General features: G+C 64.0%; 25 protein-coding genes and 1 pseudogene. 12 read left to right on the top strand and 14 right to left on the bottom strand.

The genetic code is table 11. From position 1 onward, the window contains the following. Positions 1–162 precede the first annotated feature (162 nt). The 4 genes from ACFFNA_RS34185 to ACFFNA_RS34170 are packed head-to-tail and all read right to left on the bottom strand — an operon-like array spanning position 163 to position 4,010. Positions 163–408, bottom strand: a complete 246-nt coding sequence (locus ACFFNA_RS34185) for a MoaD/ThiS family protein (RefSeq protein ID WP_111543205.1) — start codon at positions 406–408, stop codon at positions 163–165. Beyond that, entirely contained in the window at positions 408–2,672 is a 2,265-nt protein-coding gene (locus ACFFNA_RS34180; protein ID WP_378924291.1) for a xanthine dehydrogenase family protein molybdopterin-binding subunit, read from the bottom strand. Before ACFFNA_RS34180 ends, ACFFNA_RS34185 begins: the two co-directional genes overlap by 1 nt. Before the next feature lies 1 nt (position 2,673). Continuing rightward, positions 2,674–3,150, bottom strand: coding sequence for a (2Fe-2S)-binding protein (locus tag ACFFNA_RS34175; protein ID WP_378924289.1), 477 nt, complete (start codon positions 3,148–3,150; stop codon positions 2,674–2,676). Beyond that, positions 3,150–4,010 (bottom strand): FAD binding domain-containing protein, encoded by an 861-nt coding sequence (locus ACFFNA_RS34170; RefSeq protein ID WP_378924287.1) that lies wholly within the window; start codon positions 4,008–4,010, stop codon positions 3,150–3,152. The genes ACFFNA_RS34175 and ACFFNA_RS34170 overlap by 1 nt, the downstream gene beginning before the upstream one ends. A gap of 260 nt (positions 4,011–4,270) precedes the next feature. Here ACFFNA_RS34170 and ACFFNA_RS34165 point away from each other — a divergent pair, with 260 nt between their 5' ends. After that, positions 4,271–4,714 (top strand): SRPBCC family protein, encoded by a 444-nt coding sequence (locus ACFFNA_RS34165; RefSeq protein ID WP_378924285.1) that lies wholly within the window; start codon positions 4,271–4,273, stop codon positions 4,712–4,714. 216 nt (positions 4,715–4,930) lie between these two features. On the opposite strand, the gene ACFFNA_RS34160 is transcribed toward ACFFNA_RS34165, so the two are convergent. Further along, positions 4,931–5,932 carry an NADP-dependent oxidoreductase gene (locus ACFFNA_RS34160; protein WP_378924283.1) on the bottom strand — a complete coding sequence of 334 codons (1,002 nt, stop codon included), beginning with the start codon at positions 5,930–5,932 and terminating at the stop codon, positions 4,931–4,933. Positions 5,933–5,999: 67 nt separating this feature from the next. Then, positions 6,000–6,815 (bottom strand): oxidoreductase, encoded by an 816-nt coding sequence (locus ACFFNA_RS34155; protein WP_111543763.1) that lies wholly within the window; start codon positions 6,813–6,815, stop codon positions 6,000–6,002. 103 nt (positions 6,816–6,918) lie between these two features. On the opposite strand from ACFFNA_RS34155, the gene ACFFNA_RS34150 reads away from it, so the two are divergent. Together ACFFNA_RS34150 and ACFFNA_RS34145 are read left to right on the top strand one after the other, a co-directional pair. Continuing rightward, the gene (locus tag ACFFNA_RS34150; RefSeq protein ID WP_378924281.1) at positions 6,919–7,485 is read left to right on the top strand and encodes a TetR/AcrR family transcriptional regulator; all 567 of its coding nucleotides are present in this window, start codon (positions 6,919–6,921) and stop codon (positions 7,483–7,485) included. Further along, a complete protein-coding gene (locus ACFFNA_RS34145) occupies positions 7,472–7,699 on the top strand; it encodes a hypothetical protein (protein ID WP_378924279.1) in 228 nt (75 codons plus the stop codon). The genes ACFFNA_RS34150 and ACFFNA_RS34145 overlap by 14 nt, the downstream gene beginning before the upstream one ends. A 101-nt stretch (positions 7,700–7,800) precedes the next feature. Here the strand turns inward: ACFFNA_RS34145 and ACFFNA_RS34140 are convergent, their stop codons facing one another. Together ACFFNA_RS34140 and ACFFNA_RS34135 are read right to left on the bottom strand one after the other, a co-directional pair. After that, positions 7,801–8,790 (bottom strand): aldo/keto reductase, encoded by a 990-nt coding sequence (locus ACFFNA_RS34140; protein ID WP_378924277.1) that lies wholly within the window; start codon positions 8,788–8,790, stop codon positions 7,801–7,803. Between the two features lie 35 nt (positions 8,791–8,825). After that, entirely contained in the window at positions 8,826–9,998 is a 1,173-nt protein-coding gene (locus ACFFNA_RS34135; protein ID WP_378924275.1) for an aldo/keto reductase, read from the bottom strand. Between the two features lie 129 nt (positions 9,999–10,127). Between ACFFNA_RS34135 and ACFFNA_RS34130 the strand changes: the two genes are divergently transcribed. Next, the gene (locus ACFFNA_RS34130) at positions 10,128–11,018 is read left to right on the top strand and encodes a LysR family transcriptional regulator (protein WP_378924273.1); all 891 of its coding nucleotides are present in this window, start codon (positions 10,128–10,130) and stop codon (positions 11,016–11,018) included. A 44-nt stretch (positions 11,019–11,062) separates the two neighbouring features. Here the strand turns inward: ACFFNA_RS34130 and ACFFNA_RS34125 are convergent, their stop codons facing one another. Both ACFFNA_RS34125 and ACFFNA_RS34120 read right to left on the bottom strand, forming a co-directional pair. Then, on the bottom strand, positions 11,063–11,998 hold the full coding sequence (locus ACFFNA_RS34125; RefSeq protein ID WP_378924271.1) for a sigma-70 family RNA polymerase sigma factor: 936 nt from the start codon (positions 11,996–11,998) through the stop codon (positions 11,063–11,065). Beyond that, positions 11,995–12,753 carry an SDR family oxidoreductase gene (locus ACFFNA_RS34120; protein WP_111543194.1) on the bottom strand — a complete coding sequence of 253 codons (759 nt, stop codon included), beginning with the start codon at positions 12,751–12,753 and terminating at the stop codon, positions 11,995–11,997. The genes ACFFNA_RS34125 and ACFFNA_RS34120 overlap by 4 nt, the downstream gene beginning before the upstream one ends. A 154-nt stretch (positions 12,754–12,907) precedes the next feature. Here ACFFNA_RS34120 and ACFFNA_RS34115 point away from each other — a divergent pair. Continuing rightward, a pseudogene (locus ACFFNA_RS34115) lies at positions 12,908–13,039 on the top strand (GMC oxidoreductase); the annotation flags it as partial. A 107-nt stretch (positions 13,040–13,146) separates the two neighbouring features. On the opposite strand, the gene ACFFNA_RS34110 reads toward ACFFNA_RS34115, so the two are convergent. Continuing rightward, on the bottom strand, positions 13,147–13,344 hold the full coding sequence (locus ACFFNA_RS34110) for a hypothetical protein (RefSeq protein WP_378924267.1): 198 nt from the start codon (positions 13,342–13,344) through the stop codon (positions 13,147–13,149). Between the two features lie 486 nt (positions 13,345–13,830). Between ACFFNA_RS34110 and ACFFNA_RS34105 the strand changes: the two genes are divergently transcribed. The 6 genes from ACFFNA_RS34105 (at position 13,831) to ACFFNA_RS34080 (ending at position 20,496) form a co-directional block, all read left to right on the top strand. After that, complete coding sequence (locus ACFFNA_RS34105) at positions 13,831–14,835, top strand: sugar ABC transporter substrate-binding protein (RefSeq protein WP_111543192.1); 1,005 nt, start codon at positions 13,831–13,833, stop codon at positions 14,833–14,835. After that, positions 14,832–15,836 (top strand): ABC transporter permease, encoded by a 1,005-nt coding sequence (locus ACFFNA_RS34100; protein ID WP_111543191.1) that lies wholly within the window; start codon positions 14,832–14,834, stop codon positions 15,834–15,836. The genes ACFFNA_RS34105 and ACFFNA_RS34100 overlap by 4 nt, the downstream gene beginning before the upstream one ends. After that, the gene (locus tag ACFFNA_RS34095) at positions 15,833–16,597 is read left to right on the top strand and encodes an ATP-binding cassette domain-containing protein (protein ID WP_378924264.1); all 765 of its coding nucleotides are present in this window, start codon (positions 15,833–15,835) and stop codon (positions 16,595–16,597) included. Before ACFFNA_RS34100 ends, ACFFNA_RS34095 begins: the two co-directional genes overlap by 4 nt. Before the next feature lie 190 nt (positions 16,598–16,787). Next, complete coding sequence (locus ACFFNA_RS34090; RefSeq protein WP_378924262.1) at positions 16,788–17,873, top strand: Gfo/Idh/MocA family protein; 1,086 nt, start codon at positions 16,788–16,790, stop codon at positions 17,871–17,873. Between the two features lie 141 nt (positions 17,874–18,014). After that, positions 18,015–18,230 (top strand): hypothetical protein, encoded by a 216-nt coding sequence (locus ACFFNA_RS34085; RefSeq protein ID WP_378924261.1) that lies wholly within the window; start codon positions 18,015–18,017, stop codon positions 18,228–18,230. A 247-nt stretch (positions 18,231–18,477) separates the two neighbouring features. After that, a complete protein-coding gene (locus ACFFNA_RS34080; RefSeq protein WP_378924259.1) occupies positions 18,478–20,496 on the top strand; it encodes an amidase in 2,019 nt (672 codons plus the stop codon). A gap of 51 nt (positions 20,497–20,547) precedes the next feature. Here the strand turns inward: ACFFNA_RS34080 and ACFFNA_RS34075 are convergent, their stop codons facing one another. From ACFFNA_RS34075 to ACFFNA_RS34065, 3 genes are read right to left on the bottom strand one after another with little or no spacing between them, the layout of a single operon-like run. Beyond that, the gene (locus ACFFNA_RS34075; protein ID WP_378924257.1) at positions 20,548–22,041 is read right to left on the bottom strand and encodes an aldehyde dehydrogenase family protein; all 1,494 of its coding nucleotides are present in this window, start codon (positions 22,039–22,041) and stop codon (positions 20,548–20,550) included. A gap of 30 nt (positions 22,042–22,071) precedes the next feature. Continuing rightward, positions 22,072–22,716 carry a ThuA domain-containing protein gene (locus ACFFNA_RS34070; RefSeq protein ID WP_378924255.1) on the bottom strand — a complete coding sequence of 215 codons (645 nt, stop codon included), beginning with the start codon at positions 22,714–22,716 and terminating at the stop codon, positions 22,072–22,074. 40 nt (positions 22,717–22,756) lie between these two features. After that, positions 22,757–23,779 (bottom strand): LLM class flavin-dependent oxidoreductase, encoded by a 1,023-nt coding sequence (locus ACFFNA_RS34065; RefSeq protein WP_378924294.1) that lies wholly within the window; start codon positions 23,777–23,779, stop codon positions 22,757–22,759. Between the two features lie 331 nt (positions 23,780–24,110). On the opposite strand from ACFFNA_RS34065, the gene ACFFNA_RS34060 reads away from it, so the two are divergent. Further along, a complete protein-coding gene (locus tag ACFFNA_RS34060; protein WP_378924253.1) occupies positions 24,111–25,316 on the top strand; it encodes an ROK family transcriptional regulator in 1,206 nt (401 codons plus the stop codon). The last annotated feature ends 213 nt before the right edge of the window (positions 25,317–25,529 follow it).

The raw sequence follows: 25,529 nt of genomic DNA, 5'->3' as shown, positions 1-25,529 counted from the left end.
TGCTCTGCCGCTGCCGAACCCCGCTCAATGCAGGCGCAACGACCGGTTCTTGATCTCTACCTCAACCGCAGGCGCCCTCCCGCGCAGCGGGTTCGTTCCCCGGCTCATGCCGAGACGTTCGAGACCTTGGTGCTAAGCGATGGCAGCGAGACGCTTGTCCAACTATCCCCCCGCCAACCTCGGCAGCAGGAAAATCTCCGACCCTTCCGGCAATTCCTTCGACCAGGTGTCGCGATAGATCGTCCCGTCGATGGCGACAGCGATGCCGCGGTCGATCAAGGGCTCGAGGCCGGGATACTGTTCAGCCAGCTTCCTGAACAGCTCCCTTATGTCCTTGGCCTCGATCTCGACCTTGTTCTTGCCTCCGGCGGCCGCGCCAAGCGATCCCCAGAGCGTCACTTCGACCATCAGCCTGCCCGTTTCATCTCGATCGCCGCCAGGATGCGCGGCGGCGACATCGGAATATGTGTCATCCGCACGCCCGCGGCGTTCGACACGGCATTGGCGATCGCCGCCAATGGCGGCACGATCGAGGTCTCGCCAACGCCGCGCACCCCATAGGGGTGGTTGGGGTTGGGGATCTCGAGGATCTGCGTATCGATCATCGGCAGGTCCGAGCAGACCGGGATGCGATAGTCGAGGAAGCCGGGGTTCTGAAGCCGCCCGTCCTTGCCGTAGATATACTCCTCGTTGAGCGCCCAGCCGATGCCTTGCGCGGCACCCCCCTGGTACTGTCCCTCCACATAGGTCGGGTGCACCGCCTTGCCGGCGTCCTGGACGACGGTGTAGCGCAGCACCCGCGTGGCGCCGGTCTCGGGATCGACCTCGATATCGCAGATATGGGTGGCGAAGGAGACGCCCGCGCCATCGGCGACAAGCTCGCTGTGGCCGGCGATCGGTCCGCCGGTCTTCCCCGACGCGACCGCGATCTCCTTCAGTGACAGCCGCCCAAGATTGCCATGCTTCTCGCCTTTGGCAGTCGCGTGGCCGTTTTCCCAGACCACGTCGTCTACGGAAATGTCCCACATCTGCGCGGCGCGTTCCCGCAGGATCTTGATCGCGTTGCGGGCGGCCGAGATCGTCGCCATGGAGGACGAGAATGTGCCGCGGCTGCCGTCCGTCATGTCGTTGTAGCCGAGGCTGGAGGTGTCGGCGACGATCGCCTTGACCTGCTCATAGGCGATGCCGAGTTCCTCCGCCGCCACCAGCGACAGCGACGCGCGGGAACCACCCACATCGACGGTGCCGACGGCAAGCGAGACCGAACCGTCCATGCCGATGTTGAGGTCGGTGCAAGTCTGGCCGCCGAAGTTGAACCAGAAGCCGCAAGCCATGCCACGGCCCTGGTTCTTGCCCAGCGGCGCCTTCATGTGCGGATGGCTCTTCGCAGCTTCCAGTGTCGGGCCGATGCCGATCGGGCCATAGACCGGGCCGTAGGACGATCTGGTGCCTTCCTGCGCGGCGTTCCTGATCCGGAACTCGACCGGATCCATGCCGACCTCCTTGGCCAGTTCGTCGACGGCGCTTTCCACCGCGAACGCCGCCATCGGCGCCGACGGCGCGCGATAGGCCGCGGTCTTCGGCCGGTTGACCAGCACTTCGTAGCCGACCGTCTTGACGTTATCGAGCTTGTAGCAGGCGAACGCCGTCATGGCGCCGATCTCGGCCCAGGAGCCGGCATAGGGGCCGCAGGAATAGCGCAGCGTCGCTTCGGCCGCGGTGATGGTGCCGTCCTTGCGGGCGCCGATCTTGACGTCGATCGAGGTGGCGCTGGTCGGGCCCGAGGCGCGGAACACCTCGTCGCGGGTCATCACCAGCTTCACCGGCCGTCCGGCCTTGCGCGACAGCGCCAGCGCCACCGGCTCGGCCCAGACATGGGTCTTGCCACCGAAGCCGCCGCCGATCTCCGAGGAGGTGACGCGCAGCTTCGAGGCTTCCATGCCAAGCAGCTGCGCGCAGTGCTGGCGGTAGACGAAATGCCCCTGCGTGCAGACCCAGAGGTCTGCGGTGCCGTCGGAGCTGACGCTCGCCACGCAGGCATGCGGCTCGATATAGCCCTGGTGCGTCTGCTCGGTCTTGAAGGAGCGCTCGACGATGAAATCGGCGTGCCCGAAACCCTGATGGACATCGCCATGGCCAAACTGGCTGCGCTTGGTGACGTTGGAGGGTTTTACCGGCTTTTCCTCAAGCCCTTCGGTGAAGATGGCGTCGTTGATGAGAGGCGCGGAGTGCTTCATCGCCTCGTCGACATCGGTGACATGCGGCAACAACTCGTAGTCGACCTCGATCAGCTTCAGCGCCTGCCTCGCCGTGCGGGCGTCGACGGCTGCCACCGCGGCCACCGCATGGCCGTCATAGAGCGCCTTGCCGCGCGCCATGCAATTGTCGAGGACGTCGTACATGGCGGCATCGCCATCGGTGAGGTCCGGCAGGTCGGCAGCGGTGATCACCGCCTTGACGCCGGGGAGCTTCTCCGCCTTCGAGGTGTCGATCTTCCTGATTTTCGCGTGCGCATGCGGGCTGCGCAGAACACGCCCGACCAGTTGGCCGGCCATGTTGAAGTCGGCGCCGTAGCGGGCGCGGCCCGTGACCTTGTCGACGCCGTCGGGACGGATCGGGCGCGTGCCGACGGATGTGAATTTACGCCCCGAAAAACGCGGATCGAAATTCATCTCATGCTCCCTTCATCACGCTGACGGCGTCCTGGACGGCACGCACGATCTTGTCGTAGCCGGTGCAGCGGCAGAGGTTGCCGGCGAGGCCGAAGCGGATTTCCTCCTCGGTCGGGTCGGGGTTCTTGGCCAAAAGGTCCTTGGCCGCAATCAGGAAGCCGGGCGTGCAGATGCCGCATTGCAACGCCGCGTGTTCGAGAAACTTCTGCTGCAGCGGATGCAATTTGTCGCCATGCGCCATGCCCTCGATGGTCTCGACGCGCCGGCCTTCAGCTTCCGCGCCGAGCACCAGGCACGAGCACACCAGCCGGTCGTCGAGGATGATGCTGCAGGCGCCGCAGTCGCCGGTGCCGCAGCCTTCCTTGGCGCCCGTCAGCCCCAGGCGATCGCGCAGGACATCGAGCAGCGTCTCGTCCGGCTGGCAAAGGTACTCGACGTGGTCGCCATTGATTGTGGTTGAGACTGCTACACCAGCCATCATTTGCCTCCTGCGCGCGCATAGGCTGAAGTGGCGGCCCGCTTGGCCAACACACCCGCAACCTTCCTTCTGAACTCGACGGTGCCCCGCTTGTCGTCGATGGGACGGCAAGCCCCCGAGCAGACCATGGCGAGCCTCTCAAGCGCGGCTTCGTCAAGCTTGGAGCCGATGAGAACCTGCGCGGCCTCCTCAACCAGAAGCACCGTCGGCGCCGCGGCGCCGACGGCCACGCGGGCCGCTATGACGACACCACTCTCATCGAGCGTCAAGTTCACGCCGGCGCTGACCACCGCGATATCCATCTCGGTACGTGGAATGAAACGCAGATACGCATCGCCCGAGCGCGGCGGGCGCTTGTCGAGCAGGATCGCCTCGATGATCTCGCCTTTGGCCAAGGACGTCTTGCCCGGCCCGGTCGGCACGCTCTCCACGGGAATCGTGCGCCTGCCCGCCGGCCCGACGACCGATGCCCTGGCGCCGGCCGCGACCAGCGCCGGCACGCTGTCGGCCGCCGGCGAGGCGTTGCAGAGATTGCCGGTGATCGTGCAGCGCCCCTGCACCTGCTTCGAGCCGATCAGCTTGGCGGCTTCGACGACGCCGGGCCATGCCTTCTTCAGGGCAGCGCTCTCTCCCAGGACGGCGCAGGGGACCGCGGCACCGATGCTGAAGCCGTCGGCCGTTTCCCTGATCTCGCTCAAGCCCTCGATCGCCTTGATGTCGACGATCAGGTCGGGTTCGACAAAGCCGCCCTTCATCCTCACCAGCAGGTCACTGCCCCCGGCGAGAATGGCGGCCGTACCGGCCGACCCGGCCAGCTGGCCAACGGCATCTTCGATTGAAAGCGGACGTATGTAGCGCATCGTCTCCCCTTGGTCATCGCGATCTCAGCGACCGTTATAAACAGTCTCCTCATAATGGCTATCCGGTTCCTCATTTGCAGCGATTAGGCCAGGCGCCGCAAAATCGAGTCCCAATCAACCTGAACTGGCGCACGCCAAAGGCCTGCGCCAGTCGGGCAGGCTTGCGGCCGGGCCCTCAAAAATCTGATAGCCTGTGTCGGACTGGCCAAGTCCCGTTCGTCCTTGGGGCATCGAAAAGGCATCATGAAAGGATATAGGATATGCCCGGCACCGTACGCTTGCATCGCGTCCTGACGACCAGCCCGGAGAAAGTCTATCGCGCCTTCGTTGAAGCGGACGCGCTGGCGAAGTGGCTTCCGCCGAACGGCTTCACCTGCACGGTTCATCACCTCGACGCAAAAGTCGGCGGCAATTTCAAAATGTCCTTCCGCAACTTCACGACCGGCAACGGCCATTCCTTCGGCGGCGAGTATCTCGAACTCGTTCCGGCCGAGCGCCTGCGCTACACCGACAGATTCGACGATCCCAACCTGGCCGGCGAAATCCAGGTGACGGTGATCTTGAAAAAGGTGTCGGTCGGCACCGAGATTGACATCACCCAGGCCGGCATTCCGGACGTCATCCCGGTCGAAGCCTGCTATCTCGGCTGGCAGGAGTCGCTCAGAAACCTGGCAAGGCTCGTCGAACCCGAGATCAATCAATAAAGCAATTCCAGGAAAAGTGCGCAACGGTATTCCGTCCGGAATTGCGTAGAAACAAATAGCTGCAGCGGTGGATGCGGCGGCCGGAGGACCGGCCGTCGATCAACGTCGACGCCAAGGCAAGCTCTCCGCTCGTTCTTGTCCCCTCAGCGCAAATCCGCACGAAGGTCGCGCACGCCGTGTCCCAGGCGTTGGCCGAGCACCGGCCCGGTATGGTAGCTATCTGACCTTGATGACGACCTTACCCTTGGCACGTCCGCCTTCGACGTAAGCCAGAGCCTCATTGGTCGCTTCAAAGGGAAAGACCCGATCGACAACTGGGCGGATCGCTCCGGATTCGATGAGGGAGGTGATCTTGCTCAGCTGATCGCCCTGTGCTCCCATGAAAAGGAACGAAAACCTGACGCCACGGCGCTTGGCTTTGGCCCGAATGGCACGACTCAACAGGCGCAGTATCAGCCTCAGCACCAGGTTCAGGCCCTTTTCCCTGGCAAATTCGGGATCCGTTGGGCCAGAGATGGAGATGAGCTTCCCACCCGGTTTCAGCACGTCCAGGGATTTTTCAAGCGTTTTGCCGTCCTGGCTGTTCAAGACGACGTCGTAGCCCGACAGGACTTTCTCGAAGTCGTCCTTCCTGTAGTCGACGACGACATCGGCGCCGAGACCCCTGACCAGATCGGCACTCGCTGCACCAGCGGTTGTGGCCACGGTCGCGCCGAGGTGCTTTGCCAGTTGGATGGCGAATGTCCCCACGCCGCCGGAGCCGGCCTGGATGAAGACCTTCTGTCCCTTCTTAAGGTTTGCCCTTTCAATGAGCACCTGCCAGGCGGTCAGGCCGACCAGCGGGATCGAGGCCGCCTCTTCCATGCTGAGGTTTTTTGGCTTCAAGGCCACGTCGGCTTCATCCATGGCGATGAACTCGGCGAATGTCCCGATCCGGCCATCGCGCGGCCGCGCATAGACATCGTCGCCGGGTTTGAATTTGCGGACTTTCGATCCCACGCGGATAACCGTCCCAGCCACGTCGTGGCCCAGGATGAGAGGGCGGCGATAGGGCAGGATGAGCTTGAACTCTCCGGTCCTGATCTTGGAATCGAGCAGGTTCACCCCTGCGGCATGGATCTCGACCAGGACATCACTGTCCTGGAGAACCGGCTCCGGCATCTCGGCCAGCCGCAGAATGCCCTTCTTGTTATACTTGTCGACAACGAATGCCTTCATGATAGTGACTTTCTGAAAGTGATTTTGGCGTATCGCATATGCGTGAAATCTCTGGTCTCGCTGATGTTCAGACCGGCAGACGGAACTGCTTGCGCAAGCTCTTGTCGAACATCTCCGCGGGGGCAAAGCGGCGCAGGAGGCTGACCTGCCGCGCGGCCTTGCCGGCGGTGTAGCGCCGTCGCGGACGGGCATCGGTCGCCGCCTTGACGACCACCTTCGCCACCACCTCCGGCCGATCGGCTGTCGGCATCACCTCGCTCAGCAGCGCCTTGAGCCCGGCCCGAGCCCGATCGTATTCCTTCAACAGCGAATCCGGCTCGATGCCGTTCTGGTCGAAGACGGTACGCACGAATGCCGGCTCGATGACCGAGACGCGAATATTGAAGGCGCGAACCTCGTGATCGAGCGATTCCGAATAGCCCTCGAGCGCGTGCTTGACCGCCGAGTAATGCGCTGAGTATGGCGCGGGTACCAATCCCAGAATCGAGCCGATATTGATGATGCGCCCTTCGCCGCGCCGCCGCATCGACGGCAACACCGCATTGGTCATGCGAATGACACCGAACAGATTGACGTCGAACAAGGCCTGCACCTGTGCGACCGAGGATTCCTCGGCGCCGCCAAGTAGGCCGACGCCGGCATTGTTGACCAAGAGGTCGATCCGGCCGGTCCGCGACAGGACCGTCGAAACGAGTGCCGCGACGGCCTCGCCGTCGGTCACGTCGCAAGCCAGCATGGTCACCCCGTCCGGCTCGTTGCCGGCCTTGCGGCGGCTCGTTCCGAAGACAGTGAACCCCGCCCGCGCCAGGGCCTCGGCGCTGGCGCGGCCGATGCCCGAGGAGGCTCCAGTCACGACAGCGGTTTTTCCGGATTTCATATTCATTTCGTGCTCCAAACTCATGAGGGCTAGCCTTTTCGCCCCAGTTGAATTACACTCATAATATCAAATTATGATCATAATGCAATAGCAGAAAGGAAGTGCGGCTATGCGCTACGAGAAGGGCCGAAAGGACGCATCACGCGGCCGGATCATGGAAGTCGCCGCCGACCGTTTTCGCAGCGACGGCATCGCTGCGTCCGGACTGGCAACCATCATGAGCGACGCCGGGCTTACGAACGGCGCCTTCTATCCGCACTTTCAATCCAAGGCGGAGCTCGTCCGCGAAAGCGTGGCGGCGGCCATGGAGCTTCAGTCGCAGCAACTGGCCGAAGCACTGGCCTCCGGTGGCCCGGAGATGGGCATAGAGGCGTATCTGTCAGCCGAGCACCGGGACAATCCGGAAAAGGGCTGCGCGTCCGCCGCGCTGCTGCCGGAACTCGCGCGTCAGCCACCTGAAACCCGCGAAGTCTATACCGACCACTTGCTGACTTTGGTGCGCCAGTTGGCTGAAGCACTTCCGCAGGCCAAGGACCCGGAAGGCGTGGCGCTGGGTGTCTTCGCAACGCTCATCGGCGCGCTGCAACTGGCTCGCGCGGTGGAAGGAACGGAATTGTCGGATCGCATCCTCGCGGCGGGGAAAGACGCAGCGCGGACGCTGATTGAGCCGCGTTAGCCCCGCCCTTGCCGCCCCCTCAGCGCAAATCCGCGCGAAGGTCGCGCACACCGCGTCCGAGGGCGCTGGCGCAAAAGCGTGCGCAGTCGAAACGGTCGAAGAGGCCAAGGCGGCGGTCGAGGCGTTGCCGCTGACCGCCGGCGGCTTCGCCAATTATGAGCTGATGCATGTCGGCCCGCTCGCCCCGCTCGGTCTGCTGATCCAGGTCAAATAAGCGCAGAGGCCAAGCAAGCGCCGCAGGCGCCGTCGATGAAGCATCTTCATCGGCGGCGCCCAGCGGCGGCTTTTCAGCATCGGTCGCGCTTCAGGCCTCGATCAGAGCCCAGTCATCTTGAGCGCCCCTTCAGGGAGGCGGTCGCCCTGAACCTCGATCTTCGCCAGAGCCTCGGCCAACTCATGAAGATCTTGCGAGGTGAGCGCAACGTCCACCGCATCGAGGTTCTCCTCGAGACGGTGCAGTTTCGTGGTGCCGGGTATAGGCACGATCCACGGCTTTTGGGCCAGCAGCCAGGCGAGCGCGATCTGGGCCGGGGTAGCTCCCTTGCGCTGCGCAACCGATTTGACGACATCGACCAGCGCCATGTTCGCCTTGCGCGCTTCTGGCGAGAAGCGCGGCACGGCATTGCGGAAGTCGGTAGGGTCAAACTTCGTGGTTTCATCGATTTTGCCGGTCAGGAAGCCCGCCCCCAGCGGGCTGAAAGGTACGAAGCCGATCCCGAGCTCTTCGCAGAGCGGCAGAGCCTCGGCTTCAGCACCGCGGTAAAACAACGAATACTCGCTCTGCACGGCCGAGACTCTCTGTACCGCGTGGGCGCGGCGAATGGTCTGTACACCCGCCTCGGAAAGCCCCCAGTGTTTGACCTTGCCTTCCGCGATCAGGTCCTTGATGGCACCAGCCACATCCTCGATCGGCACGTTCGCGTCGACGCGATGCTGGTAGAAAATGTCGATACGGTCCGTTCTAAGGCGCTTGAGAGCGGCTTCGGCCACGCGCTTGATGTGTTCAGGCCGGCTGTTTGTGCCGCCGGTGCGTGCGCCGGTCTCAAGGTCGATGTCGAAGCCGAATTTCGTGGCGATGACCACCTGGTCGCGAATGGGCTCGAGAGCCTCGCCGACGAGTTCCTCATTTGTAAAGGGCCCATAGGCTTCCGCCGTGTCGAACAGGGTCACACCGCGATCGTGGGCGGCGCGGATGAGCTTGATCATCTCGGCCTTGTCGGCGGGTGGCCCGTAGGCGGAGCTCATGCTCATGCAGCCCAGGCCGAGGGCGGAAACCTCCAGGTCTCCCAGTTTTCTGGTTTTCATAACGGTCTTCCTTTTGATTTGTTGCCAGCTCGGGCTCAGCTCTTCTCCGGCGCTTCGACACCCGAATATGCCAGGACAGCCTCAGGCAGGCGTGCTCCCTGGATTTGGATCGACGCCGCCGAGGCATCAAGTTCCGCAAGTTCCGCGGGCGTGAACCGGACGGAAGTCGCACCGATGTTGTCGAGCAGGTGCGCCATCTGCGTCGTCCCGGGGATAGGCACGATCCAGGGCTTCCGCGCCATCAGCCAGGCCAGAGCGATCTGTCCCGGCGCGGCTTCCTTCCGTTCGGCCCAGCTCTCAACCAGCTTTACGAGCGCCAGGTTGTGCACCAGATTCTCCGGTGAGAAGCGGCCCTCGATCTTGCGAATGTCACCATCGGCGAACCGCGTATTTGCGTCGATGGCACCGGTCAGGAAACCCACGCCGAGCGGACTCCACGGCACGAAGCCAATGCCGAGTTCCTGGCAAAGCGCAATGACCTCGCGTTCAGGCCCGCGCCACAGCATCGAATACTCGCTCTGGACGGCCGTAATGGGCAGCGCCGCGTGAGCACGGCGAAGTGTCTTGAGTCCCATCTCCGACAGGCCCCAATGCTGGATCTTGCCTTGCGCCATCAGATCCTTGACCGCGCCGGCGACGTCTTCGATCGGCACCTGCGGATCGACCCGGTGCTGATAGAGGAGGTCAATGCGATCGGTGCGCAGACGCTTGAGCATGCCCTCAACGGCCAGCTTGATGTGGTCCGGACGACTATTGAGCCCCGGGCGCCGTTGGCCCGTTTCAAGATCGATATTCCAGCCGAACTTCGATGTAATCACCACCCGGTCGCGGAACGGCGCGATGCCTTCGCCGAGGATACGCTCCACCTCGTGGGGGCCGTAAGCCTCGGCTGCGTCGAAGAAGGTGACACCCCGATCGAAGGCCGTGCGGATGATGTCGATCATCTGCGGTCGTGCAGGAACGATTGTCTGATAGGTCCGGCTCATGTTCTGGACGCCGAGGCCGATGCTGGAGACCTCCAGCGAGCCCAGCTTTCGCCGGCCCTCCACGCTTGGGCCAGAGAGTGCTGGGGCTGCCTGCTGAGCCGCGGCTGAAAACGTCGTTCCACCTGCCAGGGTCGCGGCCGCAACCAGGCCCGTTGCGCTGAGCAACGAGCGGCGGTTGATATCGCGGTCCGCCGAGCGGCCGGTGCTTTCGATGTTGTGCATGTTAGATCCTTTGCGGCTGGTGGAGGCGAGTGGGGCAGTGGGACATCTCCCGCAAAATAGGGCTGGGCCGACTGAGTGATAACCAGCTATAATCGGTATGATCTTGTTAGATGGGCTAATAAATAGGCCATGCAGAATTTCAACGATCTTGCCGCATTCGCGACTGTTGCCCAGGAGCGAAGCTTCACGCGTGCCGCAGCGAAGTTGGGCGTTTCGCCCTCGGCGCTCAGTCAGACCATCCGCAACCTAGAGGAGCGTATCGGGCTGCGGCTCCTGACCCGGACCACGCGCAGCGTAGCGCCGACCGAGGCCGGCGAACGGCTCATGCATACCGTGGCTCCCCGTTTCGAGGAGATCGAGGCCGAACTGGCCACCCTGAACGAGCTTCGCGAAAAGCCGGCTGGAACCGTCCGCATCACCGCCGGCGAACACCCGGCGATGTCGGTGCTGCAGCCCGCGCTGAAGCGCTTCTTGCCGGACTTCCCGGACATTCAGGTCGAGATCATCATCGACTACGGCCTGACCGATATTGTCGCGGAGGGCTACGACGCCGGCGTTCGCATGGGCGAGCAGGTGGCGAAGGACATGGTGGCGGTCCGTATCGGGCCAGACATTCGCATGGCCGTGGTCGGCTCACCGGCTTACTTCAAGCTGTTTCCGGTCCCTCGAACCCCACAGGACCTCACCGCCCATAAGTGCATTAACATGCGGCTGCCAACCCACGGCGGACTGTTTCCGTGGGGCCTCGAGAAAGATGGCCGCGAGATGAAAGTGCGGGGCGACGGCCAACTGGTCTTCAATACGCTCGGCATGCGCCTGAATTCGGCGCTGGACGGCCTGGGTGTTGCCTACATGCCGGAAGACGAGGCCCTCCCCTACGTCGGGGACGGCCGGTTGGTCCGGGTCCTGGAGGACTGGTGCCCATACTTCCCGGGTTATCACCTGTACTATCCCAGCCGGCGTCACACATCGCCGGCTCTGACGCTGCTGGTGGAGGTTCTGCGTTACCGGGGCAGCTGACGAACTGCTTGCCGAACGCCGCCGCCTCGAAGGAACACCCGAAATCAGAGCCCAGTGCCGCGACCGGAAGAGCCAGCGTCCTCCACCAGCGACAGCTCTGCATCGTCGGCGACATAACGGACATAGCGATAGTCGCGAATGAAGCTGATCCGCCCTTCCCGCCACTCCAGCCACATAAAATAGCCGGGCTTCGGGTCGGTCCGGTGTTCGAACACCGCGATCACCTCGCGGCCCTCGAGCCAGGCGGGCGTGACCCATACGTCATCGCTCTTGGCATAGATTGTGAAGAACATGCCGACATCCGCGGCACCCGAGCGCGGCGGGTGCAGGGACTGATGAAGCTTCACGTCGTCGGCAAGCAGCGCCCGCAGGCCGTCCCAGTCACGCTTGTTGAACAGGGTGACATAGCGGACCACCGCCGCGGACGCGATGCGCGCATCGGGCAGCGGGGTGGCGTGGGCGTTGATCTCCCGAAGCCGGGCGCGGCCGCGCGCCAGATGCCCCTTCACGGCATCGACCGTGATATCCAGCAGGCTGGCGATCTCGGCCAGCGGCTCGTCGAGCACATCCTTCAGGATGATGACGCTGCGCTGGAGGATCGGCAGTTCCGCAAAGCGCGACACCGCGGTTTGGACGGCTTGCCTGCGCATCAGCATCTCCACGGGGTCGGCTTCGGCGTCGTCGACAATTTCGAGGGCCGCCTCGATAGGCTCGGCAGCACGGATCGCGCGACTGCGCAGCAGGTCCAGCGCACGGTTGTGGGCGATCCGGAACAGCCAGGGTCGCAGTTGCGGCACCTCGCACAACTCGTCCAAAGCAATGAAGGCCCGCGCAAAAGTGTCCTGCACGACGTCCTCGCCGTCGATGACCGATCCCATCAGGCGCGAGCAATAGCGGTGCAGCTCGGGCCGCAACGCGACAGCAAGGGCAAGGAGCCCTTCCTGGCGGTCGCGATCCACGGCAGGCCCTCTATCGCTCAAGGCGTCGCGCCCTCCATGACGGTGACTCCGGCATCGCCGTTGAGGCCGAAGACGACGCCCTCGGCATATTGCGGATCTTCCAGCACGGAAACCACCCTATCGCCAAACGCCCGGGGCGGCATCGGCGCACCGAAGCGGGCGACGAATTGTTCCGGCGTGATGCCCATGGAGCCCGCATAGGCGTTGGCCGCAGCATCCCCGGTTCCGGTGCCGAGGATCATCTGCCGCGGCACGATGGCCTGGAAGCGGATTCCGAGGTTCTTTTCCTGCGAGACGCCATTGGCGTATTTGGCCATGAACCAAAGCATGCGTTTGGAGCCGCCATAGCCGCCAGACATCTGCGATCCGGTAACGGCGGCGCCGCTTGATCCCACCAGCACGCGGCTGCCCGGTTTGAGCGGCAGGTTGAGCGCCGCCTGCAACCAATAAAGCCCGGCTTTGACGTCGGTTTCCCAGGCTATGGAGAAATCCTCCCACTTCAGCTGATCCAACCGGCCCATCCGCGGCGTCGCACCGGCGTTCAGCACCAGTATATCCGGGTGGATTTCGCCAAGGATGCGATGAGCAGCGTCCTCGTCCGTGACGTCAGCGGCGATCGTGGCGACCCCTAGCCGGACGCTGACCGCCTGCAGCGCTTCGGCACCGCGGGCGACGACCGTCACCCTGGCGCCATGTTCGACCAGTGCCTCGACCAATCCGAGGCCAAGCCCGCGGCTTCCACCGGTGACCACGACAGTTTTATCCCTGAGGCTCATTGATCCTGCTCCATTGCTTGACTGAAGCTATGACGTTTGAGGTTCGGGAAAAGAGTCAGCCCTGCCGCGCGGCTCGCGCGTCAGGGGAGAGATCGCTATTATTTTTGAGGAGTGGGGGAGCTTTATCCCTTAACCGAGGCAGCCGACCGCCGCCCGCGGTGTGCCGCGCCTGCCCATCTGCGACGCCTCGATCATGCCGCGGCTGACCAGCGGCAACACCAACGCACCGGTGATCATGATCGCCGACCGCTGCGCCGATTTCATCCTTGGCGGCGCGCCTGGTTGATTTGCATGGCACGACCGGCCGAGACCGGCCGGTCGGCCGCGATCCTAGAGCTTTGTTTCGACGCAATTCCGGACGGAAAACCGTTTCACACTTTTCCTGGAATTGCTCTAAAGATCGAGAGCGACCACCATGCCGCGGACTTCGGCCATCTCCAGCAGCAGGTCCTGTAGGCTTTCGTCCAGCGCGGCACCGGTCAGCGTCAAAAGCTCCGTGATGCTCTCTCTCATCGATATGACGGCGGCGCCTGTCTTCTCGGCGAGCAACCGCCCGATGCCCGTGCGGATCAGGTCGTCCTGATCAGACATCGTGTCACCTCCCAATGCAGCCTCCCCCATGCCTCACCGGCGCTTTCGACGACAGGGCGTGGTTTCCCTTACGGTATGATTTTATGACGCAGCGCCCACCGCTGTGCTCAAGGTTCCCTCAGCAGGGCATCTTTTTCGCGTCGTGGTTGTAGCGCACGGCGTGGCTTCTGTCATTCCACAAGCCAGTCATGCCGCAGCGCAGCACAGGCAAAATCACTGCGCACCATTTTAAATCTTGACGCGTGTCAATTTTTTATAAAACATGCGGAAACGCTGGCAAGGCATCGGCCAGCGCTCTGGGAGGAGCAATGCCTGACACGAAAAAGCGCCCGAACCGGGGCCGTAAGCAGCAAGTCCTGCCGCCGGCATCGGCTTGTCGGCAGCTTGTCACGCCAAGCGTTGGGGTCGCTTGCGTCCTGTCGGCCATTTCGTTCGCCGAACAACGAACCTGATGCAGATCGTCAAACAATCAGGAGGAGGAAAGACATGCGCATGTTCAATTGCCTGAAACTCAGCACAAATCTGCTTGGCGCCGGCATGCTTGCAACCATCATCTCGGCGCCCGTCCACGCCGAGGACGCGGCCAAAGTCGCCGCCATCGTCAAAGGCCTCGACAATCCGTTCTTCCAGACCATGCAGAAGGGCATCGAAGAGCAGGGCAAGGCCAACGGCGTCAATGTCAGCGTCCAGGCCGCCGCCAACATGGGTGACGCCACCGGCCAGGCCGACCGCCTGACCGCCATGGCCATGCAGGACTTCGATTGCTATCTGGTCAACCCGATCAGCGTCTCCAATCTCGTCCAGGCGCTGGTGCCGGTCGCCCAGAAGAAGAAGCCGATCGTCAACATCGACAGCACCATCGACGCCGAGCAGGCCAAGGCCGCCGGCTTTGCCGTCTCGACCTATATCGGCACCGACAATGTCGCTGCCGGCGCGCTGGCCGGCGAGGAGATGCTGAAGCTGGCGCCGAAAGGCTCCAAGGTCGCGCTGATCGCCGGCATCGTCGGCGATGTCGGCAGCAACGCCCGCATCAAGGGCTTCAAGCAGGCCGTCGAAGGCAAGCTCGATGTGGTGGTGATGGTGAGCGCCGACTGGGACCGCGAGAAGGCGCTGACCGCCGCCACCGACATCCTCGCCGCGCATCCGGATCTCGCCGGCTTCTTCGCCGCCAACGACATCATGGCGCTCGGCGTCGAACGCGCCGTGCAGACCTCGGGCAAGGACGTCAAGGTGATCGGCCTCGACGGCATCGTCGACGCGCTGAAATCGGTCGCCGCCGGCGAACTCTCCGCCACCGTCGCTCAGTACCCCTATGTCGTCGGCGCCATGGGCGTCGAAGCCTGCGCGGTGGCCGCCAAGGGCAAGGAACTGCCCGCCAACGTGCCAGCACCTGTGCTGCTGATCAACAAGGACAATGCGGAAGCGTCCTTGAAGAACTTCCCGCGCCCCGGCGGCGATTATCCCGATCCCTTCCGCGAGATGTTGAAGTGAGCACGCCTTCAGACAACGCGCCCGCCGCCCATTCGGCGGGCGCGGCGGAGGAGAGCCGCCCCTCCCTGTCGGCTCTCCTCCTTGATCCTTCCTTCTGGGCCGACTGGGCATCCGTCGTCGGCCTGGTCGGCCTCGTCATCGTCTTCGGCATCGCCCAGCCGGTCTTTCTCAGCGTCGCCAATCTGCAGGCACTGCTGCTGGCGGCGGCGATCCTGGTCGTGCTGTCGATCGGCCAGACCTTCGTCATCGCGACCTCAGGCATCGACCTGTCGCTGGCGGCCGCCGTCATGCTGGGCGCCATCATCCTCGGCCTCGTCAACGCCGCCGGCTACGGCATCTTCATCGCTTGCGTGCTCGCTGTCGCCGCGACCAGCGCCGTCGGCTTCTTCAACGGCCTCATCATCACCGCCGGCAAAATCCCGGATTTCGTGGTGACGCTCGGCACGCTGTCGGGCATCACCGGGCTTGGCCTCATCCTGTCGGGTGGCGAGCCGACCATGGTCGGCTCGACCTTCCTGCTCAGGCTCGCCTCCGGTTCGTTCGGACCCTTCGGCTATCCCGTCTGGGTAGCGATATCAGCCGTCGTTGTAGCGCATATCGCGCTCTATCACACCCGCTTCGGCGTCCATTTGCTGGCAACCGGCGGCCAGGCCGAAAGCGCCGGAGCGCTCGGCATCCGCACCAACCGGGTCAAGATCGCCGCCTACACGATCTCGGGTTTTTGCGCCGGCATCGCGTCGCTGCTTCTGGTCGCCCGCATCGGCTCGGCCGAGCCGCTGATCAACACCAGCCTGCTCCTGAATTCGGTGGCGGCGGTGGTGCTCGGCGGCGTCAGCCTGTTCGGCGGCCGCGCCAGCATTCTCGGGCCAGCCATCGGCGCGCTGATGCTCACCGCGCTGGTCAACGGCCTGACCTTGCTCAACGTGTCGGCCTTCTACCAACCGCTTGCCGTGGGCGCCATCGTGGTGCTGGCGGCGCTGATCATGCGGTATCAGAAATGAGCGCTGCCAATCACATCCCCGCCGCCGACGCGATCATCGCCTGCGAAGGGCTGAGCAAGCATTTCGGCGGCATCCGCGCCTTCACCGACGTCGCCTTCCAGGCCCGCCGCGGCGAGGTCACAGCCGTCATCGGCGACAATGGTGCCGGCAAGTCGACGCTGATCCGCAGCCTGGTCGGCGTGCATCAGCCGGACGCCGGCAACCTGTTCTTCGACGGCCGGGCGCGGCCCTTCGCCAATCCCGACGAGGCGCGCAAGGCCGGCATCGAAACCGTGCACCAGAACCTGGCGCTGATCGACGAGCTGACGGTCGCGCAGAACCTGTTCCTCAACCGCGAGATCGTGCGCCGCGTCGGCCCTTTCGCCTTCCTCGACCGCAAGGCGATGAAACGCGAGGCCCGTTCCATGCTGTCGCGGCTGTCGATCAACGTGCCGTCGATCAACCAGCGGGTGCGACGCCTTTCGGGCGGCCAGCGGCAGGCGATCTCGATCTGCCGCGCCGTCGGCTCCGGCGCCAAGCTGGTGGTGATGGACGAACCGACAGCCGCACTTGGCGTGCAGGAGACGGCCAATGTCGAAGCGCTGATCCGGCGCCTGCGCGAGCAGTCGGTGAGTGTCATCCTGGTCAGCCACAATTTCGATCAGGTCCGCCGCCTGTCCGACCAGATCTGGGTGATGCGGGCGGGAAAGATGGTGGCGACGGTGCGGGCCTCGGAAACATCAGGCAACGAACTCGTCGCGCTGGTCACCGGCGCTGTGTGAAGACAAACAAGTTGGCCAAGGTGTGTTGGGATTCAGGTCAGGCCGAGCCGAGAATGGCGGTTTTCGAGAACCGGAGCGGAGCGTACTTAAAGTACGTGAGCACCGGAAACGCAGAAAACTGCCGTTCGCAGGCCGGCATCACCTGAATATCAACACACCTTAAAGCAATCGCGTTGAGAAGGAGTATGCCGTGGCGGTGATCCGTGTCGGGCTTGTCGGTCTTGGAGAGGTCGCGCAGTCGATCCATCTGCCGGTGCTGAGCGATCAGCGCGACCGCTGGGTGATCGCGGGCGTGTATGATGTTTCGCCGAGCCTGGTGACGCTGTGCACATGGCAATATCCAACGGCAAAAGCCTTCGAGACAGCCGAGGCGCTGATCGCTTCACCCGACATCGACGCGGTCTTCGTGCTGTCGTCCGACGACACCCACAGCCGCTTCGTGCGCGCTGCGATGGAAGCCAACAAGCACATCCTCTTGGAAAAACCCGCCTGTCTGACAGTACGCGAGATCGACGACTTGCTGACGCTGATGCCAGGTTACGAGAAGACGCTTTTCGTCGGCTACATGCGCCGCTACGCCCCGGCCTATCTGGCGGCCAGGGATGAACTGCCCGCCTTCGCCGACATCACCCATGTCCGCATCTTCGACCTGATCTCGGAAGGCCGGCATTTCCTCAAGAGGAGCCAGAACGTCCTTTACCCCCAAGACATAGACTCCGCCCTGCTTTCGCGTGGCGCCAAGGAACGCGATGCACTGATCCGCGAAGTCGTCGGCGCCGACGCGCCTGCTGACCTGGTGCGCGCCTATCGCGGGCTGACCGCGCTGTCCTCGCACCACATTTCGGCAATGCGCGGGCTGCTTGGCGAACCGGCGCGCGTGCTCGCGGCGCACCGCACCAATGGCGGCGCCAACACCAGCGTCACCTTCGACTACGGCCATTTCGCGTGTCTGTATGACGCGGTGGTCGACGATCTCGGCCTGTTCGACGCCATGATCGAGGTGCGCTCGAACACCAGGCGCGTGCGCATCATCTACGACACACCCTATATCCGCAGCCTGCCGACCCGGCTGGAGGTGACCGACGCCGGCCCGCTCGGCCCGGTGACGAGAACCTTCGGCCCACTCTATGGCGACGCTTTCTCCAACGAGTTGGAGATTTTCCACCGCCATATCAGCGAAGGCACCAGGCCGCTGACCGACCTCGCCGATTCACGCCGCGACCTGGCGCTGATGGCCGAGATCGTCGAGCGGATGAAGGAGAGCGGCCAGCGCTGAGCCTGTTTCGAAACTCGCTCTGGTGAGTCATATGATGGCGGTTTCGAGAACCGTAGCGCAGCGGACATTTGGGTCCGTGAGCACCGGAACCGCAGAAAACGCCATCAGATATCAGCCAGAGTAGAGTTTCTACTTCCCGCAATGGTGATCGTTGATCTTGTTCAACGCATTCGCGTCGGGCCCAACGCGATGGTAGGAGCACGCTCCGGCCGCCGTGGTGAAGAGCTGCTGATCATAGTAACGCGGGCCGCCGAACAGGAAATTGATGAGATCGTCATCGGCGGGAACGTAGCGTTCGGACTGGGCCTGGTGGTGGTGATGCCGGTCGCCAGCGAACGCCGAAGCGCAAAGGCTTGAGCCTATCGCGAAAGCGAGAGCCAAGATCACAAGGCATTTCGTTGTCATCGGCAACACCCTTCTGGCCGTCCGGAATCACACCATACATCCAAAATCGCCAGCCGGACAAAGGTTCCCAAACGGGCGCGGTTTCTTGAGCCCAGCCTGACGCAATGCCGCAGGAATGCCAAATGCCGCTGATTGGCTCTTGCCGAAGCCGGCGGCCTCGCTCATCCATGGGACTGCAACGACAGCCTTGGAACCAGTGATGATCGATGCCGGCCTTTATCTAGTCGAAGCGACGATCGAACAATTGCGACGCGCGCTCGATGACGGCACTGTCACCAGCGTCGAACTGGTCGGGGCATATCTCAGGCGCATCGCGCATTTCGATCGCCACGGCATCAGCCTCAACGCCGTCCCGGTGCTCAATCCAGACATGTTCGAGGAGGCCGCCGCCTCCGACCAGCGCCGCCGCAACGGCGCCACGCTCGGCCCGCTCGACGGCATCCCCTACACCGCCAAGGACAGCTACAAAGTCGCCGGCCTGACGGTGGCCGCCGGCTCGCCGGCCTTCGAGCATCTCGTCGCCAACGAGGACGCCTTCACCATCGCCCGGTTGCGCGCCGGCGGCGCCGTGCTGATCGGCCTCACCAACATGCCGCCGATGGCCAATGGCGGCATGCAGCGCGGCGTCTACGGCCGCGCCGAAAGTCCTTACAATGCCGACTATCTGACCGCCGCCTTCGCGTCGGGCTCATCCAACGGCTCCGGCACGGCGACATCAGCCAGCTTCTGCGCCTTCGGGCTCGGCGAAGAAACCTGGTCGTCCGGCCGGGCGCCGGCCAGCAACAACGCGCTGGTCGCCTACACGCCGTCGCGCGGCGTCATTTCGGTGCGCGGCAACTGGCCGCTGGTGCCGACCATGGATGTCGTGGTGCCGCATACGCGCAGCGTGCCCGACATGCTCGAACTGCTCGACGTGATCGTCGCCGACGATCCCGAGACACGAGGCGATTTCTGGCGCGCGCAGCCCTGGGTCGAACTGCCGAAGAGCTCCGATGTGCGGCCATCGCGTTACACGGACCTCACGCTTGCGGGGTCGCTGAAAGGCATGCGGCTGGGCGTGCCCCGCATGTATATCGGCCGCGACAGCGAGGCCGATGCGCCTATCGAGACGCGGGCCTCGGTGCTTGCCTTGTGGGAACAGGCAGCGGCCGATCTCACACGACTTGGCGCCGAGGTGGTGGAGGTCGATTTTCCCGTCGTTTCCAACTATGAGCGCGACCGGCCCGGCGCGCGCAGCATGGTCGAGCGCGGGCTGGTGCCAGAAGAATTCGCCGACCGCGAAATCTGGGACCTCTGCATCTGGGGCTGGGACGATTTCCTGCGCGCCAATGCCGACCCGGCACTGCCCGATCTCGTCTCGGTCGATGGCCCAAAGATCTTTCCGCAACCGCCGGGCACGCTGCCCGACCGCTATGAGGGCGGCTTCGACCTTTCGGAATATGTCGAGCGGGCAAGATCGGGCGTCACGCCCGTAGTGGACATTCCGACGCTTGAGGACGGTCTGAAGGGGCTGGAGGCGACACGGCGGATCGATTTCGAGGACTGGCTGGACGCACAGTGCATTGACGCCGTGGTGCTGCCGGCCGCCGCCGACGTCGGGCCTGCCGACGCCGACATCAACGAGGCGTCGGCCGCGCTTGCCTGGCGCAACGGCACCTGGGTCGCCAACGGCAATCTGGTGTGGCGCCATTTCGGCATTCCGACCGTCACCGTGCCGATGGGAACGATGGCCGACATCGGCATGCCGGTTGGCCTCACCTTCGCTGGCAAGGCCTATGATGACGACAGGCTCTTGCGCATGGCCGGCGACTTCGAGCGCTCCACTCAACGCCGCAGCCGCCCACCGCGCACGCCTGAACTGGCCGACGATGTCTTTTCAGGGCGCTCCGGCCAAGCCCTCGACGGTAAGGCGCCGCTCACCATTACGCTTGCCGCCGAGACGCGACCTTTGGGCGATCAGCACGAGATCGCCATCACGCTCGACCTGCCCGTCGAGTCAATCGTGACAGTCAGCGTCCGAGTGCACGTCAACGGAGAGGCCGTCGCCCTGCAGCAAAGCGCCGCCAGCTTCACCGGACATGCTCTGGTCCCGGCCGCCGAGCATCAGCGGCTCCACAGCGTCTGGCGTGGCTCGTATGGCTCGATCGTGACAGCGGTGGTGCGGCTGGAGGATGGCCGCACTGCCGGCGCCTATGCGGTCACCGGCGGTATCGGGTGAGCGGAGCGGTGAAGAACAACACCCACTGTCGAGTTCCGTCGCGCCCCCCTCTCAGTCCGTCCTGATCCAGACACCCTTGGTGTTGAGGTATTCGTCGAGATGTTCGGCGCCGCCCTCGCGGCCGTAGCCGCTCATCTTGTAGCCGCCGAAGGGCACCGCCGGGTCGATGGCGTGATAGGTGTTGACCCAGACGGAGCCGGCGCGCAGGCGGTTTGCCAGCTGGTGCGCCTTGCCGACGTCGCGGGTGAACACGCCGGCACCCAGCCCATAGGGCGTGTCGTTGCCGCGCCGCACCACTTCGTCCAGCGTGTCGAAGGGCAACGCCGAAATCACCGGGCCGAAAATCTCTTCCCGGGCGATACGCATATCGTCGGTCACGCCGGAGAACACGCTGGGCGCGATGAAGTTGCCCGCACCGAGCCCGCCTTCGGTGATGCGGTTGCCGCCGGTGACCAGCTTCGCGCCTTGCCTGGTGCCGTCCTCGATGAAGCCGGTGACGCGTTCGAGCTGCCTGGGCGAAATCAGCGGCCCGATTTCGGTTTCGGGGTCGGCGCCGTCGCCGATCCTGAGCTTTGCCGCATAGGCCGAGACCCGCTCGACGAATTCCTCGTAGATCGGCCGCTCGACGAACAGCCGCGAGCCGGCGATGCAGATCTGGCCGGAATTGGCGAACACCGACATCGCCGCGATCGGCACGGCGCGTTCGAGATCAGCGTCGGCGCAGACGATGACCGGCGACTTGCCGCCGAGCTCCAGCGAAACGCGCTTCATGTTGCCGGCCGAGGCGCGAAGAATGCTTTGGCCGGTCGCCGTCGAGCCGGTGAACACAATCTTGTCGACGTCCATATGGGCGGCGAGCGGCGCGCCGGCTTCGGTGCCGGTGCCGGTGACGATGTTGACGACGCCGGGAGGCACGCCAGCTTCCATCATCAGCGCGCCGATCAAAAGCGGCGTCAGCGGCGCTTCCTCGGAAGGCTTCAACACGATGGTGCAGCCGGCCGCCAGCGCCGGGCCGATCTTCCAGATCGATGCGGCCGTCGGCGCATTCCAGGGAATGATGGCGCCGACCACGCCGACCGGTTCCTTGCGCGTGTAGGAGACGATGTCGCCCGGCAGCGAATTGCCGATCGTGTGGCCATGGATCGACGTCGCCATGCCGGCATAGAAGCGCAGCATGCCGAGCACCCGGTTCCTGTTGGCCAGCGTGCGCACGATGGGCATGCCCATATCCGTCGTGTCGGAAAGCGCAATCTCCTCCCAGCGGCGCTCCATCAGGTCTGCGATCTTGAGCAGCAGCACTTGGCGCTCATAGGGTTTGAACCGGCTCCACGGTCCGTCGAAGGCGCGCCGGGCGGCCGCCACCGCGAGGTCAATATCGCTGGAATCGGAGAGCGGCACGGTGCCGATCACGGCGCCGGTGGCGGGGTTGCGCGTCTCGAAAGTGCGGTCGCTGAGCGCGTCGCACCAGGCGCCATCGATCAGCATCTTGCGGTGCCGACCATCGATGGGCGTGTGAAGGGCCAAGTCTCTCACAGATGCCGTCATGGCGCCGTCCTCATTTCCGCGAGCTCCTACCTAGCGGGCGGCCCAGACAAGGCCGCGCTCGACGATCAAGGCCATTTCCGGGACCGCGAACTCGTCGGCATTGTGTCCCAGCGCGCTATAGAAGACCTTTCCGGCCCCATAGCGACGCTTCCAGACCACCGGCATGACAACACCGCCTATCCCTGGGAAATGGGCGTCGGTGAAGGTGGTCGTGGCCAGCACCTCGTTGCCCGGATCGACATGCATATAATACTGCTCCGATCGATAGGCGAAATCACTGACGCCGCTTGTGATCGGATCATCCGGCCTGGTGACGGCGACCGTGTAGTCAATGATGTCGCCGGGATGCGCGACCCACTGGCCGCCGGTCATGAACTGATAATCGGTTTCACTGCGGAAGCTGTCGCACATCGTGCCGTGAAAGCCGCCAAGCCCGCTGCCCTGGCGAACCGCGAGAACCAGATTCTGAAGTTCGGCCTTTTCGATCGTCGACATGGTGATCACGGGCACGATGAGATCGAAGGAAGCGAGCTTCGGATCGGCGAACATCACTGTGCCCTCGCCGAGCGTGACGTCGAATCCGTTGCGTTCAAGCAGGCCGCGCACGACCTTCGCGCTCTGCTCCGGCGTATGTCCCGGCCAGCCGCCCCAGGCAATCAGGGCTTTCTTCGGCATCTTGTCTCTCCCTGCACTATCCGCCCTGATCGATCCGAGTTCAGCGCCAGCCCAGGGCCGGAGCGACATGGGTCAGGATCGCTTCGATGACATGGGCGTTGTAGTCGACGCCGAGCTGGTTGGGCACGGTGAGCAGCAGCGTGTCTGCCTCGGCGATCGCTTCATCCTGCGCCAGTTCCTTGATGAGCACATCCGGCTCGGCGGCGTAGCTGCGCCCGAAGATCGCCCTGGTGTTTTCCTCGATGAAGCCGATCTGGTCGCTGCTCTGGTTGCCGCGCCCGAAATAGGTGCGGTCGCGATCGTCGACCAGCGCGAAGATGCTGCGGCTGACCGAGACACGCGGCTCGCGCTGATGCCCGGCCGCCTTCCAGGCTTCGCGATAGATGCGGATCTGCTCGGCCTGCTGGACGTGGAACGGCTTGCCGCTCTCGTCGAATTTGAGCGTCGAGCTCTGCAGGTTCATGCCCAGTTTCGCCGCCCATTCCGAAGTGGCGTTGGTGGCCGCACCCCACCAGATCCGCTCGCGCAGGCCCTCCGAATGCGGCTCGAGCCGCAGCAGGCCGGGCGGGTTGGGAAACATCGGCCACGGATTGGGCTGGGCGAACCCCTCGCCCCGCAGCGTATCGAGGAAGACCTCGGCGTGATGCCGCGCCATGTCGGTGTCGCTCTGCCCTTCCGGCGGGGCGTAGCCGAAATAGCGCCAGCCGTCGATCACCTGCTCGGGCGACCCACGGCTGATGCCGAGCTGCAGGCGGCCGCCGGCGATGATGTCGGCCGCTCCCGCATCCTCGGCCATGTAGAGCGGATTCTCGTAGCGCATGTCGATGACCGCGGTGCCGATCTCGATGCGGCTGGTCTTGGCGCCGACAGCCGCCAGCAGCGGGAACGGCGAAGCGAGCTGGCGAGCGAAATGATGGACACGGAAATAGGCGCCGTCCGCGCCCAGTTGCTCGGCGGCGACGGCGAGGTCGATGGACTGCAGCAACGCGTCCGATGCCGACCGCGTCTGTGATTGCGATGAGGGCGTCCAGTGCCCGAATGACAGGAAACCGATTTTCTTCATGCCAAGCGATATATGGAAATGGCGGATGGATTGCAAAGCCGTTCGCCCTGGCTGCAGCCTCTCGGCCATCGCGGCGGATCGATGCTTTACGGAGGGAGAAGCCGACGCTGAAAAGGACCCGCATCGTCCAGATCGAGGTGGTTGTGCCAGCGCCCTTCGCCGCCATGTTGCTCGGCGTTGGCCGGCGACGCTGATCGCATCAAATAATACTGATCCGCGCGTGGCACGATGGCGCTCTCGTCGCGAAACCGGCTAGAAGTGGTAGCTACCATTGCGTATAATTAAATCAACTTGATTTGTTTTCTACGGAAAGTTTGTTGGTAACGCGCACATGACCCTCAGGAAAGCCATCGCTGGCACCAATCTCGAACAGGCCAAGTCCCACAATCGCCGCGTGGTGATCGAAGCGATCAGGACCAACGGCGCATTGTCGCGGGCGGCGATCGCACGCCTGACGGCGCTGAGCACGCAGACCATCTCCAATATCGTCGAGGAACTCGAGCGCGAACAGCTGCTTAGCGCGCAAGCCACGCTGAAAGGCGCGCGCGGCCAGCCGGCGGTCCCCTACTCGATCAATCCCGACGGCGGCTATTCGATCGGCCTGCAGCTCGATCATCAGCTGGCGGTCGGCGTCATCACCGATCTGTCCGGCACGGTTCGCGCCCGAATCGAGCGCCCGGTGGACCGGCCGACGCCGGCGCAGGCGATGCCCCTGCTGGCCACAATAGGCGGCGACTTGATGCGCAAGTTTCGCTTCGACCGCAATCGCCTGCTCGGCATCGGCATGGCGATGCCTGGCCCGTTCGACGTCGAGGGTATGACCTCGGTCGGGCCGACCGCACTGCCCGGCTGGCAGGATTTCCCCGTCGCCGAAGAATTGCAGCGGCTGACCGGCATTCCGGTGACAGTCGAGAACGACGCCACCGCCGCCGCCATCGGCGAGCGGCTCTATGGCGTTGCCCGCAACCTCAGCAGCTTCGTCTATTTGTTCATCGGCACCGGCCTTGGCGCCGGCCTGTTCCTTGACGGCCATCTCTACAAGGGCAGCCGCCACAATGCCGGCGAGATCGGCCACATGATCGTCAAGCCCGGCGGCCTCGAATGCGGCTGCGGCAAGCGTGGCTGCCTCGAACGCTATGTCTCGTTGCGCGCCGCCTATGAGTGCCTGGAAATCCCCGACCCCGATCATGCCTCGCCGGAATTGCTCCAGGCATTGCTGGCCAATGGCGATAGCCTGGAAGCATGGGTCGCCCAGGCAATCGATCCGCTGCGCCAGGCCATCAACATGCTCGAACTCGCGCTCGATCCCGAAACCGTGGTCCTTGGCGGCTTCATGCCGGTTGGCGTCATCGAGCTTCTGGCGAGCCGGCTCGACCCCCTGTACCTCTCGGTCAGCTCGACCAGCGCCCGCACCGTGCCGCGGGTCCTTGTCGGCGCTGCCGGCAAGGACACTTCGGTCCTTGGTGCTGCGGCGCTGCCGATCTTCTCCGAAACCAACCCGCAATTCGATGTTCTGCAAAAGCCGCATTCCGCTTAGGCATACGGGGCTCTTAACCGGAGCGCAGCGGACATTTGGGTCCGTGAGCACCGGAAGCGCAGAAACCGCCATCAGATGGCCGCCGGAGTAGAATTTCCAAACAGTCTCTTAGTCTTACTGAGTCACGAAAGCGCGCGGAGGGGGATTCGTAGGCGACCTGGTTGTGATAGGTTGGCGATTCACAGCGATGGATGGGCGCCATGGTCAGCGAGG

Origin of the sequence: Mesorhizobium kowhaii (assembly GCF_042431665.1) — a bacterium.
GTDB lineage: Bacteria > Pseudomonadota > Alphaproteobacteria > Rhizobiales > Rhizobiaceae > Mesorhizobium > Mesorhizobium kowhaii.
This window is presented reverse-complemented; position numbering and strand designations above follow the sequence as displayed.

Bases quoted from the DNA above. Each gene is read 5' to 3' on its own strand.
- ACFFNA_RS34160 (WP_378924283.1), bottom strand. From the start codon at position 5,932: ATGAAGGCATTCGTTGTCGACAAGTATAACAAGAAGGGCATTCTGCGG.
- ACFFNA_RS34065 (WP_378924294.1), bottom strand. From the start codon at position 23,779: ATGAAGAAAATCGGTTTCCTGTCATTCGGGCACTGGACGCCCTCATCG.
- ACFFNA_RS34105 (WP_111543192.1), top strand. From the start codon at position 13,831: ATGCGCATGTTCAATTGCCTGAAACTCAGCACAAATCTGCTTGGCGCC.
- ACFFNA_RS34135 (WP_378924275.1), bottom strand. From the start codon at position 9,998: ATGCACAACATCGAAAGCACCGGCCGCTCGGCGGACCGCGATATCAAC.
- ACFFNA_RS34080 (WP_378924259.1), top strand. From the start codon at position 18,478: ATGATCGATGCCGGCCTTTATCTAGTCGAAGCGACGATCGAACAATTG.
- ACFFNA_RS34070 (WP_378924255.1), bottom strand. From the start codon at position 22,716: ATGCCGAAGAAAGCCCTGATTGCCTGGGGCGGCTGGCCGGGACATACG.
- ACFFNA_RS34170 (WP_378924287.1), bottom strand. From the start codon at position 4,010: ATGCGCTACATACGTCCGCTTTCAATCGAAGATGCCGTTGGCCAGCTG.
- ACFFNA_RS34120 (WP_111543194.1), bottom strand. From the start codon at position 12,753: ATGAGCCTCAGGGATAAAACTGTCGTGGTCACCGGTGGAAGCCGCGGG.
- ACFFNA_RS34095 (WP_378924264.1), top strand. From the start codon at position 15,833: ATGAGCGCTGCCAATCACATCCCCGCCGCCGACGCGATCATCGCCTGC.
- ACFFNA_RS34130 (WP_378924273.1), top strand. From the start codon at position 10,128: ATGCAGAATTTCAACGATCTTGCCGCATTCGCGACTGTTGCCCAGGAG.
- ACFFNA_RS34155 (WP_111543763.1), bottom strand. From the start codon at position 6,815: ATGAATATGAAATCCGGAAAAACCGCTGTCGTGACTGGAGCCTCCTCG.
- ACFFNA_RS34165 (WP_378924285.1), top strand. From the start codon at position 4,271: ATGCCCGGCACCGTACGCTTGCATCGCGTCCTGACGACCAGCCCGGAG.
- ACFFNA_RS34075 (WP_378924257.1), bottom strand. From the start codon at position 22,041: ATGACGGCATCTGTGAGAGACTTGGCCCTTCACACGCCCATCGATGGT.
- ACFFNA_RS34140 (WP_378924277.1), bottom strand. From the start codon at position 8,790: ATGAAAACCAGAAAACTGGGAGACCTGGAGGTTTCCGCCCTCGGCCTG.
- ACFFNA_RS34085 (WP_378924261.1), top strand. From the start codon at position 18,015: ATGGTGATCGTTGATCTTGTTCAACGCATTCGCGTCGGGCCCAACGCG.
- ACFFNA_RS34180 (WP_378924291.1), bottom strand. From the start codon at position 2,672: ATGAATTTCGATCCGCGTTTTTCGGGGCGTAAATTCACATCCGTCGGC.
- ACFFNA_RS34175 (WP_378924289.1), bottom strand. From the start codon at position 3,150: ATGGCTGGTGTAGCAGTCTCAACCACAATCAATGGCGACCACGTCGAG.
- ACFFNA_RS34060 (WP_378924253.1), top strand. From the start codon at position 24,111: ATGACCCTCAGGAAAGCCATCGCTGGCACCAATCTCGAACAGGCCAAG.
- ACFFNA_RS34110 (WP_378924267.1), bottom strand. From the start codon at position 13,344: ATGTCTGATCAGGACGACCTGATCCGCACGGGCATCGGGCGGTTGCTC.
- ACFFNA_RS34150 (WP_378924281.1), top strand. From the start codon at position 6,919: ATGCGCTACGAGAAGGGCCGAAAGGACGCATCACGCGGCCGGATCATG.
- ACFFNA_RS34185 (WP_111543205.1), bottom strand. From the start codon at position 408: ATGGTCGAAGTGACGCTCTGGGGATCGCTTGGCGCGGCCGCCGGAGGC.